This is a genomic window from Streptomyces sp. NPDC045678, from assembly GCF_056432085.1.
Map to the genome: position 1 here is coordinate 174,317 of NZ_JBWKJS010000006.1, position 13,138 is coordinate 187,454.

Annotated in this window: 9 protein-coding genes; 2 read left to right on the plus strand and 7 right to left on the minus strand. The window is 70.8% G+C overall.

The window, feature by feature from the left end:
• Positions 1 to 89 precede the first annotated feature (89 nt).
• Genes AC07DO_RS22055 through AC07DO_RS22065 form a run of 3 tightly spaced genes read right to left on the minus strand, consistent with a single transcriptional unit; the run spans position 90 to position 3,642 of the window.
• Positions 90 to 2,435 (minus strand): FtsX-like permease family protein, encoded by a 2,346-nt coding sequence (locus AC07DO_RS22055; protein ID WP_479061889.1) that lies wholly within the window; start codon positions 2,433 to 2,435, stop codon positions 90 to 92.
• Entirely contained in the window at positions 2,432 to 3,118 is a 687-nt protein-coding gene (locus tag AC07DO_RS22060; RefSeq protein WP_479061891.1) for an ABC transporter ATP-binding protein, read from the minus strand. The genes AC07DO_RS22055 and AC07DO_RS22060 overlap by 4 nt, the downstream gene beginning before the upstream one ends.
• Positions 3,115 to 3,642, minus strand: a complete 528-nt coding sequence (locus AC07DO_RS22065) for a PadR family transcriptional regulator (protein WP_150171593.1) — start codon at positions 3,640 to 3,642, stop codon at positions 3,115 to 3,117. Before AC07DO_RS22065 ends, AC07DO_RS22060 begins: the two co-directional genes overlap by 4 nt.
• A 250-nt stretch (positions 3,643 to 3,892) precedes the next feature.
• Here AC07DO_RS22065 and AC07DO_RS22070 point away from each other — a divergent pair, with 250 nt between their 5' ends.
• Positions 3,893 to 6,127: a transglycosylase domain-containing protein gene (locus AC07DO_RS22070; protein WP_479061894.1), complete on the plus strand. Its 2,235-nt coding sequence runs from the start codon at positions 3,893 to 3,895 to the stop codon at positions 6,125 to 6,127.
• Positions 6,128 to 6,215: 88 nt separating this feature from the next.
• Here the strand turns inward: AC07DO_RS22070 and AC07DO_RS22075 are convergent, their stop codons facing one another.
• From AC07DO_RS22075 to AC07DO_RS22090, 4 genes are all read right to left on the minus strand, one after another.
• Positions 6,216 to 8,246: an ATP-binding SpoIIE family protein phosphatase gene (locus tag AC07DO_RS22075; RefSeq protein WP_479061896.1), complete on the minus strand. Its 2,031-nt coding sequence runs from the start codon at positions 8,244 to 8,246 to the stop codon at positions 6,216 to 6,218.
• Positions 8,247 to 8,485: 239 nt separating this feature from the next.
• Complete coding sequence (locus AC07DO_RS22080; protein ID WP_479061898.1) at positions 8,486 to 9,127, minus strand: class I SAM-dependent methyltransferase; 642 nt, start codon at positions 9,125 to 9,127, stop codon at positions 8,486 to 8,488.
• A gap of 116 nt (positions 9,128 to 9,243) precedes the next feature.
• The gene (gene fomD / locus AC07DO_RS22085; protein WP_479061900.1) at positions 9,244 to 9,930 is read right to left on the minus strand and encodes a cytidylyl-2-hydroxypropylphosphonate hydrolase; all 687 of its coding nucleotides are present in this window, start codon (positions 9,928 to 9,930) and stop codon (positions 9,244 to 9,246) included.
• A gap of 42 nt (positions 9,931 to 9,972) precedes the next feature.
• Positions 9,973 to 11,385 carry a class II fumarate hydratase gene (locus AC07DO_RS22090; protein ID WP_479061902.1) on the minus strand — a complete coding sequence of 471 codons (1,413 nt, stop codon included), beginning with the start codon at positions 11,383 to 11,385 and terminating at the stop codon, positions 9,973 to 9,975.
• Positions 11,386 to 11,507: 122 nt separating this feature from the next.
• Between AC07DO_RS22090 and AC07DO_RS22095 the strand changes: the two genes are divergently transcribed.
• Entirely contained in the window at positions 11,508 to 13,067 is a 1,560-nt protein-coding gene (locus AC07DO_RS22095; RefSeq protein ID WP_479061904.1) for a ricin-type beta-trefoil lectin domain protein, read from the plus strand.
• Positions 13,068 to 13,138 lie beyond the last annotated feature (71 nt).

Here is a 13,138-nt window from a genome sequence, read left to right on the forward strand (position 1 = left end):
TCCGCGGGCCGGTGGGGGTTGATCGCGCAGTTCCCCGCGCCCCTGAGAGCCCCCTGCGGGGGCCCCAGGGGCGGCCGGGTCCACTGAAGTTACTCCGTGCGCAGCCCCTCCGGGCGCATCATTCTGCGGAGTGGCGGGAGGCTCAGCAGCGTTACCGCCGCTACCATCGCCGCGCCCGCTCCCGTCAGCGGTACGAATGACCACCAGTCCGTGACGCCCTTGTCGATCATGCGGGTCATCACCACGCCGAGCCCGAGGCCACCGGCGATGGCGAGGGCCAGGCCGAGGGCGACGGGGATCGCCGTCTGCCACAGGAGCGACCAGCCCATCGACGAGCGGCGCGTGCCGAACGCGGTGAGGACCGCGAGGAGCCGCTTGCGCTCCCGCAGCTGCTCCATCATCGACACCAGCATGGACGCCGCGATCAGCGCCATCGTGGCGCTCGCGCCGATCTGCAGGCCGCGCGAGATGGAGGCGTACTGCTTGTCGCGGTCGACCGACTGCAGCGAGTCCACGCCGATGAAGGGACCCATCCGGGCCGCCGTGTTGCGCACGTACTCCTCGGCGTCCGGCACCTTCGGGTCGAGCTTGACCCAGGAGGTCGTCGACGCGTCGTCCAGCTTCCCGATGTCGACGGCGCCGGGCGTGGCGAAGATGCCGTCGATCCTCCTGCCGGACGGGTTGTTCCTGGCGTCGACGGTGGGGGTGTCCTTCGGCAGCGTCCACAGGACCGGCTTGGCGCCCTTGTTGAAGTCGGGGTCGGGTCCGACGTTGACCGGCTTGCCGGGGCGTGCCGTCTCGTCCACCCAGCCGTTCTGCTCCGTGCTGCCGGTGTGCACGACGAAGGTGTCGCCGTCCTTGCAGGAGTCGAGGCGGGCCAGCTCACGCAGGGTCGCGCAGCTGCCGATGGTCAGCTCCGTGGTCGGCGTCATGTCCCGGACCTTCTTGCCGCCGGGCCGGGTGACGAAGGCCTGGACGGTCCCGACGACCTTGGTGACGCCCTTCGTCGCGGTGAAGTCGTCGATCATCCGCTGGGCGAGCGGGCCGCTGGCGTTCCCACTGCGGACGGTGAGCTGGGCGCGGGTGGTGTCCTGCCCCGTGATCCGGTTGAAGTCGTCGTGCATGGAGGCGAACATCATCTGCAGTGCCACCGCGCCGGCCACCGCGACGGTGATGCCGCTGACCGCGCGGGACGCCGTGCCGGTGGTCAGCTGCAGCCTGCGGACGGCGAGCTGCCAGGGCACGGGACCGCCGTGCAGCCGTCCCACGACGGCCTCGACGAGCCAGGGCAGCAGCGCGCTGAGCCCGATCAGGGAGAGCGCCGAACCCACCGCGATCGCCGTCACGTTGACGGAGTCGTTGCCCATGCTGCGGTCGATGCGGCCGGAGTAGAGCAGGATGCCGATGCCGAGGACCGGCATCGCCACCCGCCACCACAGGCGGCGCTTGCGCTGCTTGCCGCCCCGGAACACCCCGAGCGGTTCGATGGCGACCGAGCGCAGCGAGATCAGCGTCACCAGGACCGCCGACACCGGCACGGCCACCGCGATCAGCGCCGCCAGGCCCGCCGAAGGCACCATGTCGGACGGGTAGGCGCTGACGTTCGTCAGGTCGACCACGCCCACCAGCTGACGCAGCAGCAGGAAGAGGACGGCGCCCACCGCGAGCCCGAGGAGCGCGCCGAACAGCGCCTCACCGGCCGCGATCCTGCGCACCGCACGGGCGTCCGCGCCGACCAGGCGCAGGGCCGCGAGCCGCCGGTCGCGCCGGTCTCCGCCGAACCGCACAGCCGTACCGATGAAGATCGCGACCGGGGTGAGCAGGACGACGCAGATCAGGACGACGAGTGCCATCAGGAACGGGTCGAGGGGCAGCGAGTTGTCCTGCCCGAAGCTCACGACGCGGTAGTTGTTGCCCGTCGCGGTGATCTTGTCGCTGCCCACGTAGTAGTAGAGCTCGACCGGTGAGAGGAGGCCCTCACGGCCGATGGTGCCAGTCACGCGGAAGTCGCTGAAGCGTTCCTTCAGCAGCTTGTTCGCCGGGTCGTCGAGCAGGTCGCGCATCGCGGGCGAGACGACCATCTCGCCGGGGCCGGGGATCTTGTCGAGTCCCGGCGGCAGCACCGGGTCCTTGCCGTCGGCGCGCAGGAACACGCCGGTCGGGCTCTTCCCGCGGAAGGTGGTGCCGGTGTTGCGTATGACCACCGTCGAGTCGGTCGCCTTGACCGGTCCGCCGTCGAAGGAGGAGTGCGGTGTGCGCGCGAACGAGCGGTCGTCGCGGTTGTGCAGCAGGTTGGGCACCGAGGCCGCGCCGAGCAGCAGCGCTACGCCCAGCCCGACGCCGACGGCGGTCAGGATCGTACGGATCCAGCCCTCGCGGCCACCGCCCGCGGCGAACCGTATGCCCATGCCGAGGTCGCGTGTCCAGGCGCTCATACGATCCGCTCCATGTCACGGGACCTGCCGTCGCGCACGATGATCTCGCGGTCGGAGTAGGCGGCGACGCGGGTCTCGTGGGTCACCAGGACCACGGCCGCGTTGGTCGAGCGTGCGGCGTCGGTCAGGAGCTCCATGACGCGCTCGCCGTTGAGGGAGTCGAGGGCGCCGGTCGGCTCGTCGGCGAAGATCACGCGCGGGCTCGTGGCGAGCGCGCGGGCGACGGCGACGCGCTGGCCCTGGCCGCCCGAGACCTCGCCGGGCCGCTTGGCGGTGACGTCGTCGACCTCCAGGCGCTCCATCCAGGTGCGGGCGGTGGCCTCGGCCTCCTTGCGCTTGGCGCCGTTCAGCCGCAGCGGGAGCGCGACGTTCTCGACGCAGGTGAGCTCGGGGACGAGCTGGCCGAACTGGAAGACGAACCCGAACTCGCTGCGGCGCAGCGCGCTCAGCTCCGTGTCGGAGAGGCCGGTCAGGGAGCGGCCGTTGTACGTGATGGAGCCCTCGTCGGGACGGACGATCCCGGCGAGACAGTGCAGCAGGGTCGACTTTCCGGAGCCGGAGGGACCCATGACGGCGACGACCTCACCGGGGTGGATGGAGAAGCCCGCGCCGTCGAGCGCGGTGGTGGGGCCGTACGACTTGCGGAGCCCTTGGGCCACGAGAAGGGAACCTGCGGGGGTCATGCGGAGCGCACCTCCTGGGCGAGCTTGCCGAGACGCGCGGCGGTGAGCTCCAGCCAGCGCAGGTCGGCTTCGAGGTGGAACAGCGCGTGGTCGCAGATCAGCTGGTCGGCGAGGTCGCCCTTGCGCTTGCGGTCGGTGAGGATGCGCATCAGGCGCAGATGTTCGGCGCGCTGGACGTCGAGGAGTTCGGCGGCGTCGCGTTCGGTGAGGAGCGCGAGGACGACCTTGGTGTAGAGGGTCGACTGGAGGTAGGGCTCCGGCTTCTCCGGGGTGGCGAGCCACCGCTGGACGTCCGTGATGCCGGCCTCGGTGATCGCGTACCGCTTGCGCTCCGGACCGCCGCCCGCCTCTATGCCGTCGACCTCGACGAGGCCGTTCTTCAGGAGGCGGGACATGGTCGAGTAGACCTGTCCGTAGTGCAGGGGTTTGTCGTGCCCGAACTTCTCGTCGAAGGCGCGCTTGAGGTCGTATCCGTGCCGGGGGCCGGACTCCAGGAGTCCCAGAAGGGTGTGGCCAATGGACATGCGGAGGACTCTACACGGTGTGTATACGTGCCGTGTATACGCCTAGTGCATACGTCGGACGTGGAGCACATTCGTACGAGGCCGGGCAACCATCCGGGCCCTGGGATCGTCGGTTCCTAAGGGGCAGGTGCTCATTGTCACGTCCGCAAAAGACCGGATCGGCAGGAGTTTGTCCCAGGGTGCGGTGTTAGCTTCATGAGCTGACTCGACGTACGCATGTTGACTAGACCGAAGCGGAGCAATCTCAGTCATGGGCCGAGCCGAAGAACGACAAGCGCGGCAGCGCGGGGCCCGCAGGGCAGCGCGCAAGCGCCCGTCCGGCGGCAAGCGCACCGGTATACGCCGCTTCTTCACCTGGAAGAAGATCCTCGGAACGTTCCTCGGGTTCTGCCTGCTCGGCATGCTCGGCTTCGTGATCCTGTACCTCGTCGTGGACATCCCCAAGGGCAACGAAGCGGCGAAGATGCAGAGCAACGTCTACAAGTACAGCAACGGTGACGTCATCGCGCGGACCGGAGACGTGAACCGCGAGATCGTCGACCTGGACAAGGTCCCCAAGGACGTCCAGAAGACCTTCGTCGCCGCCGAGAACAAGTCCTTCTACAAGGACGAGGGCATCGACTTCAAGGGCACGGCCCGCGGTGTCCTCAACACGCTGACCGGCAAGGGCAAGCAGGGTGGTTCGACGATCACCCAGCAGTACGTGAAGAACTACTACCTCAGCCAGGACCAGACCATCAGCCGCAAGCTGAAGGAACTCGTCATCTCGCTGAAGGTGGACCGCGAGAAGAGCAAGGACGACATCCTCGCGGGCTACATCAACACCAGCTACTACGGCCGCGGCGCCTACGGCATCCAGGCCGCGGCCCAGGCCTACTACCGGGTCGACGCCAAGGAGCTGAACGTCCAGCAGGGCGCCTACCTCGCCGCTCTCCTCCAGGCCCCGAGCCAGTACGACTGGGCGGCCGCGACGCCGACCGGCAAGAAGCTCGTCCAGCAGCGCTGGAACTACGTCCTCGACAACATGGTCGAGGAGGACTGGCTGGACTCCGGCAAGCGCGAGGGCCTGAAGTTCCCCGTGCCGAAGGACCCCAAGGCGCCGCCCGGCCGCGAGGGCCAGATCGGCTACCTGGTGGAGGAGGCCAAGCGCGAGGTCCTGCGCAACAGCAACCTCAGCGAGGCCGAGTTCGAGGCCGGCGGATACACCGTCACCCTGAACATCGACCCCAAGAAGCAGAAGCAGCTCGAGAAGGCCGTCGACGCGAGGCTGAACGACAAGCTCGACCGCAAGAAGAACAAGGCGGACGCCCGCGTCCAGGCCGGCGCCGCGTCCGTCGACCCCAAGACGGGCAAGGTCCTCGCCATGTACGGCGGCGAGGACTACGTGAAGCACTACACGAACAACGCCACCCGCCGCGACTACCAGCCGGCCTCCACCTTCAAGCCGCTGATCCTCGCCGCGGCCCTGGAGAACGGCTCCAAGACGCAGGAAGGCCTGCCGATCACCGCGAGCACCGTCTACGACGGCACCAGCAAGCGGCCGGTCAAGGGCGGCGACGTGGCCTTCGCACCGCCCAACGAGGACGGCGTCGACTACGGACCCGTCACCGTCCAGAAGGCGATGAACAAGTCCATCAACTCCGTCTTCGCGCAGATGGGCGTGGACGTGGGCATGCCCAAGGTCATGGAAACGGCGGGCAAGCTCGGCATGGACGTCAAGGGACTCCCCGCCGTGCCCGCCCAGACTCTCGGCACCATGGGCGCGAGCCCGCTGGAGATGGCCGGTGTCTACGCCACGCTCGACAACCACGGCAAGAAGGTCACCCCGGCCCTGGTCGGCTCCGTCGAGCACAAGGACCGCACGGTCGACCTGCCCGACCCGATCGGCGACCAGGTCGTCCAGCGCGGCACCGCCGACTCGATCACCTCGGTCCTGACCGGCGTGGTCGACGACGGCACCGGCAGCGCGGTCCGCAACCCCGCGCAGGACGTCGCCGGCAAGACCGGTACCTCCGACAACAACAAGTCGGCCTGGTTCACCGGCTACACGCCGAAGCTCGTCACCTCCGTCGGCCTGTTCGGCGAGGGCGCCAAGGGCGACCAGGTCTCGATGAAGGGCGCGGCCGGCCTTCCGCGCGTCGACGGCGGCAGCTTCCCCGCCCAGATCTGGGCGGCCTACACGTTCGACGCCATGGGCTCGCCGAGCTCGTTCGACCTCGACACGAACATGGGCGCCGCCATCGCGCCGGTCCCCGACCCGTCGTCGAAGGCCCCGAAGGACCCGTCGAGCACGCCGACGGCGCCGGAGGACGACGACGAGCCGACGAAGAAGCCGTCGAAGACGCCGACCCCGACGAAGTCGTCGACGACGCCGACCCCGACGCCGACGCCGACCAAGACGACCCCGACGCCGACGGCCGACCCGGGCCCGACGGACACCGACGGGCCCCCGGACCCGGAGGACGGCAGGCCCAGCAGGGACTGACACAGGTTCCGCAACGAGAAGAGGCGCCCCGGACCATCGAGGTCCGGGGCGCCTTTCCGTGTACTTGCCCGTACGTCGCCGGGTCCTGTCAGCTCCGGTTCAACTCGAACCAGACGACCTTCCCGGTGCTCAGCCGCGTGGCGCCCCAGCGCCGCGCCATCTTGTTGACCAGGTACAGGCCGCGGCCGCCCTCGTCCGTGGCACGCGCCTGGCGCAGCCTGGGCAGCTGCGGCACGTCGTCGCCGACCTCGCAGCGCAGCACGTCGGTGCGGAGCAGACGCAGCGTGATCGGCCGCGACGCGTACCGCACGGCGTTCGTCACGACCTCGCTGACCAGCAGCTCCACCGACTCGGTCAGCTCTTCGAGGCCCCAGCGGGCCAGCGCGCTGCGGGCCAGCCGACGGGCCCGGGACGGCGTCGCGTTCTCCGGTTCGAGGAACCAGTACGCCACGTCGCTCGGCGCGATCCCGTCGAAGCGGGCGGCGAGCAGCGCGATGTCGTCGTCCCGGTCGCCGGGGCCGAGCATGTCGAGCACCTCGTCGCAGAGCGCCTCCAGCGGCGGCGGGTGGTCCGGGCCCGTCAGCTGGGCGGTGGCGGCGAGCCGTTCGCGCAGCTGCTCTATGCCGGTCCACACGTCGCGCAGGCGGGACTCGACGAGCCCGTCCGTGTAGAGGAGCAGCGTCGCGCCCGCGGGGGCGTCCAGCTCCACGGCCTCGAAGTCGACGCCGCCCACGCCGATGGGGGCGCCCGGCGGCACCCGCAGGACCTCCGCCCGGCCGCCCAGGTGCAGCAGGACGGGCGGCGGGTGCCCCGCGTTGGCGATGGTGATGCGGTGCGAGACCGGGTCGTACACCGCGTACAGGCAGGTCGCCATGCGGTCGGAGCCGAGCCGCTGCGCCTGCTCGTCCAGGTGGTGCAGGACCTCCTGCGGCGGCAGGTCGAGCCCGGCCAGGGTCTGTGCGGTCGTCCGCAGCTGGCCCATGATGGCCGCCGACGTCATGGAGTGCCCCATGACGTCACCGACGACCAGGGCGACACGGCTGCCGGGCAGCGGGATCGCGTCGTACCAGTCGCCGCCGACCCGGGCCGTCTCGGCGGCCGGGAGATAGCGCGAGGCGAGGCGCACGCCGGTCGGGCGCGGCAGCGTCTCGGGGAGCATGGTGCGCTGCAACTCGTCGGCGATATACGCCTCGCGGCCGTACAGGACCGCTTTGTCGATGCCGAGCGCGCTGTGTGTGGCGAGCTGGGCGGCGACCAGCAGGTCGTCCGCCTCGAACGCGGGCCGGTCGGGCCGGCGCAGGAACACGGCGGCGCCGATCACCCGGCGGCGCCCCCGCAGCGGCGCGAGGATGCCCCGCTGCCCGCCCGGCAGGGTCCGCCCCTCGCCGAGCAGTTCGGGCAGCGCGGCGCGCGCCGCCGCCGAGTCGGCGAAGACCGGGCGCACCCCGCGCAGCACCTCGGCGAGCGCGCCGCCGGGCCGCACCTCGCACAGCTCGGCGCTGCCCGTCACGTCGGTGATGTCGGGCTGCACCATTTGCAGCGCGGGCAGCGTGCTGCCGCCGTCGGTGTCCGGCTCCTCGCCGCCCTCCTCGATGGAGCGCAGCCGGTCGGTGCGGCGCAGCCGCAGCACCAGCGGGCCCGTGGGCCGCTCGTCGCCGACCGGCAGCGGATCGCGCAGATAGACCAGGATCGCGTCGGAGAACGTCGGCACCGTCGCCCGGCACAGCCCCATCACGATTTCGTCGAGGTCGATGCCGCGGGCGATGCGCCGGGTCGCGGCGCCCACGAAGCGCAGCCGGTCGCCGTCGCGCCGCATCGCCACCGGGCCCGTGCCGGGCGGCCTCGGCTGACCGGAGCGCCGCTCCTCGCCGTCCGGCGGCCCCACGGGCGCGGGGCCCGCCTGGGACGGCACGCCGCTCTCGGGCACGGGGCGCGGGCGGTGCGGGTCGGGCTCGGCGGCCGAGGGCTGGGTGTGCTCACCGAAGGACGGCACGGCTGTGCTGCCACCGCCCTCCGAAGTCTCCGGGGAACGCAGCAGCGCCCCGCGGGCATCCGCGGGGGCGGTCGGCCGGGCAGCTGGTGCCTTGCGACCCTCGTGGGGGGTGAGGTGCTCCGTCACGCGTTCTGAATCCGTCCGTCCGGGGCTGCGCGCGGTGCGCGCCGTCCAGCGTTGCACGTTGCTGAGAGCCTGTCTTCGAACCCCCGCCTGCGCCCCGAGGCCGGCACGCACGCTCGGCGCACGGCGTGTCAGGACAGGTGGCTCCGCCACATGACCCGGCACGCCGCACGCCGATCGCACGCACCGAACGCCACTGCGCCCGCGCTCCGCGCGAACGACGGGGGTTCAAGGACAGGCTCTCAGCCGCGTCGGCAGTGCAGAAAGACCTGGTGCTCGGGTGGTGCGTCGGTGCTTGCGGGGGCGTACGCATACGTGTCCTCGCCGGTGATCTCGAATCCCGCGTCCCGCACGACCTGCCGCAGTTCGTCCCGCAGGTAACCCGATACCCGGATTGTGTGCCCCAGGAACGGAATTGCCGCGTCGTCCAGGTCGGCCTCGACCATGGACAGCTCCATCAGGCCGCCCGGCCGCAGCAGGCCGTGCAGCAGCCGCAGTGCTTCGGGGATCTCGGCGCGCGGCAGCATCAGGAGGGCGAAGAAGCACGTGATGCCGTCGAACCTGCCGACTCCGCCGGATCCTTCGGCCCGCAGGTCGGCGATGTCGAGCTGTCGGAACTCGGCGGCGGGCACGTTCTTTCTCGCCAGGTCCAGCATGCCCGTCGAGATGTCCGTGCCGAGCACCGAGTGGCCGGATTCGGTCAGCTGCCGGGCGGTCGGCAGACCGGTGCCGCAGCCCACGTCCAGGACCCGGGAACCGGCCGGAAGGGCCGCCATGAGGTGGCGCCCCGCGGCCAGCTGACCCTCCTTGTGCGGGAAGGCGTCGTCGTAGTGCTGCCCGATGGCATCAAAGGCCTCGGCCTGACCTCTGCGGTCCTCGCTCACGTTCTGCCGCCCCTCGATGACTTCCTGTCAGGCACCGCGCAGACCCTCGGAGTTACTGCTGTGCGCCCTTGCGGAGGACGATCCTACGTTTGAACCACGGGGGCGCATCAAGGGTCTCATGACGACACATGCGCGGGCGTACGGTCCCAGTCATCCGGAAGGGACGGTACGACCCAGGACGGATCGGGACGCCAGTGCTGCCAGCCGTCCGAAAACGGCGCCCCCCAAGCGGCGATCACGTCGAGCGCGGCGCGGCCCGCCGCACGTACGTCAGCGGCCTTTCCCGCGTCCATCAGACCGACCCTGCGGGCCTCGGCGAACTCGTCCTCGTCGTGCCAGCGCCAGCTGCGGTCCGGGCTCACGGAGATGTCCAGAAAGTGATCCTCGGAGTCGACGCCTCCGGACCAACGGGTCCGCGGCTCCTCCAGGTTCACGTACCAGCTCCTGAACTGCCAGCCCGGCTCCCAGAACAGCCAGACCGACCACGGCTCGTCCGGCCCGGCCAGCTTCAGGACGCCGGTGCCGAACCAGCGGTCGCGGCGGACGGTGCGGGGCTTGGTGTAGCGGGTGGCCAGCGGCTCGTCGTGGACGGACGTGCCGTCCGCGAGCACCGGCTTCACGCACTCGGTGCCGGGCGCCATCCACACGGCGAGCAGCTCGTCGGTGTCCCGCACGACGGTGACGGGGCGGCAGATGTGGACCCGGTTCCCGGAGTTCTCCCGGTACCGCCACAGGATGTGGTCACCGGGCGCCCACCGCGCCACCCCGCCACCGGCCGCCGTCTTCCCGTCGAGGTCTGTCATGCACAGATACTAGACGCCCGCCTGTGCCGAGAGGCGGTGTCGCTACGGATGCGTCATCCGCAGGACGTCCAGCGCCTCGTCCAGCTGTTCCAGGGTGAGATCGCCCCGTTCTACGTACCCGGATTCGAGGACGACCTCGCGGATCGTCCTCCGCTCCGCGAGGGACTTCTTCGCCACCTTCGCCGCCTCCTCGTACCCGATGTACTTGTTCAGGGGCGTCACGACGGACGGCGACGACTCGGCGTACTCCCTGGCGCGTTCGCGGTGCGCGGTGATGCCGTCGACGGTGCGGTCGGCGAGCAGGCGCGCCACGTTGGCGAGGAGCCGGACGGACTCCAGGACGTTCTTGGCGATGACCGGCAGCATGACGTTCAGCTCGAAGTTGCCGGCCGCGCCCGCCGCCGCGACCGTCGCGTCGTTCCCCGTGACCTGCGCGGCGACCATCAGCGCCGCCTCCGGGATGACCGGGTTGACCTTGCCGGGCATGATCGAGGAGCCGGGCTGGAGGTCCGGCAGGCTGATCTCGGCGAGGCCGGTGCGCGGGCCCGACGCCATCCACCGCAGATCGTTCGCGATCTTCGTCAGGCCGACGCCGATCGTGCGCAGCTGCCCGCTGGTCTCGACGATGCCGTCCCGCGCGCCCTGCGCCTCGAAGTGGTCGCGCGCCTCGGTCAGCGGCAGCCCCGTGGTCCGCGCGACCTCGGCGATGACGGCCGCGGAGAAGCCGGGCGGCGTGTTGATGCCGGTGCCCACGGCGGTGCCGCCCAGCGGCAGTTCGGCGAGGCGGGGGAGCGAGGCGCGGAGCCGCTCGACGCCGTACCGCATCTGGGCCGCGTACCCGCCGAACTCCTGGCCGAGCGTCACCGGCGTCGCGTCCATGAGGTGCGTGCGCCCGGACTTCACGACGTCCGAGAACTCCTCGGCCTTGCGCTCCAGGGCGGCGGCGAGGTGTTCGAGCGCGGGGATCAGGTCGTTGCTGACCGCGCCCGTGGCCGCGATGTGGATCGAGGACGGGAAGACGTCGTTGGAGGACTGCGAGGCGTTGACGTGGTCGTTGGGGTGCACGTCGCGGCCGAGGCGCTCGGTGGCGAGGGTGGCGAGGACCTCGTTGGTGTTCATGTTGGACGACGTGCCGGAGCCGGTCTGGAAGACGTCGACGGGGAAGTGGTCGTCCCAGCGCCCTTCGGCGACCTCGGCCGCCGCGTCCGCGATGGCGTCGGCGACGTCCTTGTCGACCACCCCGAGCTCCGCGTTGACCTTGGCGGCGGCCGCCTTGATCCGGGCGAGCGCGGCGATGTGGGCGCGCTCCAGGACCTGCCCCGAGACGGGGAAGTTCTCCACCGCCCGCTGGGTCTGGGCGCGCCATTTGGCGTGCGCGGGGACCCGCACCTCGCCCATGGAGTCGTGCTCGGTCCGGTACTCGCCGGTGTGGCCGTCGCTGGCGTCGCTGGTCATGCGCTGAACCTACCTCTCCGCTCAAACCCCGTAGAAAGTTGAGCACTTGTCTTGTTCCAGGTATTCCCAAGCCTGCTACTGACCAGTAAAAACCCTGGGTAACACCACACCGGGGAGGCGCAATGAAGCGCATCAGAGGCAGCGGGCGAAACGGCGGCAGGGGACGGCTGCGATGTTCGTTCGCGGCGGCCGCCGCGATGGCGGTCGTGCTCGGCACGGCCGCGGCCGCACCCGCCCAGGCGGCGGACGGCGGTGGGGCGAGGGCCACGGCCGCGACGCCCCTGCCGCCCGAGCTGGAGAAGATCCGGGCGGCGGAGGCCACCAAGCTCTACGGCAGCCCCGCCGAGCGCCCGATGGCCGACCGCAAGACCGGCCTGATCTCGCTCGGCGACAGCGAGATCTCCGGCGAGGGCGTCGGCACGTACGAACCCGGCACGGACGGCCCCGACAACTGGTGCCACCGCTCGCCGGACGCCGCCATCCACCGCACCGGCATCCCCGCCGACGTGACGTACAACGTCGCCTGCTCCGGCGCGCAGACCGTCAACATCAGGATCGGCGGCCAGAAGCAGTACGCCGACGAGCTGGTCCAGAGCGACAACCTCGCCGTGAAGGCGCGCAACACGAAGATCAAGACGATCCTGCTCGTCATCGGCGCCAACGACGACCTCCAGTTCGCCCCCGTGATGACGGACTGCGTCACCCGCTACCTGCTCCTCCAGGGGCCCTGCGCCGGCAAGTACAACGACGGCTGGCAGGCGCGCGTCGACGCCCTCGTCCCCAAGGTCGAGCAGTCCATCCGCGACCTGAAGACCGTCATGAAGGACGCGGGCTACCAGGAGGGCGACTACAAACTCGTCGCCATGGGCTACCCCAGCCCGATCGGCCCGGACTTCCGCGACAACCCCAAGTTCCCCGGCAAGTTGGCCTGCGGCGGGCTCGGCTACGACTCCGACACCGAGTGGGGCCGCAACACCGCGGTCCCGGCCTTCGAGACCGGCATGCGCAAAGCCGCGCGGAACGCGGGCGCCACCTACCTCGACAACTCCCGCCTCTTCCACGGCCACGAGGTCTGCATGGAGGACACCTGGGCGCGCGGTCTCTACGTGGACGTGTCGAACCCGTTCCCGCCGGACTCCAACTCGGTGCGCCAGTCCTTCCACCCCAACGCCCGCGGCCACGCCGCCTTCGCGTCCTGCCTCACGCAGATCTACCGCTCCGAGCAGCGCGAGGGCAGCTGCGCCGACCCCGCGAGCACGGGCAGCCCGAAGCTGTACGAGGGCGCCTGGGACGACGCGTACCGGCCCCTGAAGAACGCGGCCACCGGCACCTGCGTCGACGTCGACGCCTCGAAGAGCCGCAACGGCAGCAAGGTCCAGGGCTGGGACTGCACCGGCAACCGCAACCAGACCTGGTGGTACGACGGCGGTACCGGTGGACAGCGCTCGCTGCACACCGGCCTCACCCAGGACCGCTGCCTGGACGTGCCCGACGGCGCGTACGAGGAAGGCACCGCGGTCACGCTCTGGAACTGCCACGGAGGCGGCAACCAGAAGTTCGTCCGTGACGCGGGCACGGTGCGTCCCGCCGCCGACACCGGGCTCTGTCTGACCCTCGCGGGGGCCAAGGAGCCGGTGCGGCTGCAGAAGTGCACGGGAGCGGCGAACCAGCGGTTCGCCTGAGGCCTGGGGGGGGGCTGCGCGGACTGTCTCCGCGGGTGCGCTGTGGCTTGTCGCGCAGTTCCCCGCGCCCC

Bases quoted from the DNA above. Each gene is read 5' to 3' on its own strand.
- AC07DO_RS22055 (WP_479061889.1), bottom strand. From the start codon at position 2,435: ATGAGCGCCTGGACACGCGACCTCGGCATGGGCATACGGTTCGCCGCG.
- AC07DO_RS22060 (WP_479061891.1), bottom strand. From the start codon at position 3,118: ATGACCCCCGCAGGTTCCCTTCTCGTGGCCCAAGGGCTCCGCAAGTCG.
- AC07DO_RS22065 (WP_150171593.1), bottom strand. From the start codon at position 3,642: ATGTCCATTGGCCACACCCTTCTGGGACTCCTGGAGTCCGGCCCCCGG.
- AC07DO_RS22070 (WP_479061894.1), top strand. From the start codon at position 3,893: ATGGGCCGAGCCGAAGAACGACAAGCGCGGCAGCGCGGGGCCCGCAGG.
- fomD (WP_479061900.1), bottom strand. From the start codon at position 9,930: ATGACAGACCTCGACGGGAAGACGGCGGCCGGTGGCGGGGTGGCGCGG.
- AC07DO_RS22090 (WP_479061902.1), bottom strand. From the start codon at position 11,385: ATGACCAGCGACGCCAGCGACGGCCACACCGGCGAGTACCGGACCGAG.
- AC07DO_RS22095 (WP_479061904.1), top strand. From the start codon at position 11,508: ATGAAGCGCATCAGAGGCAGCGGGCGAAACGGCGGCAGGGGACGGCTG.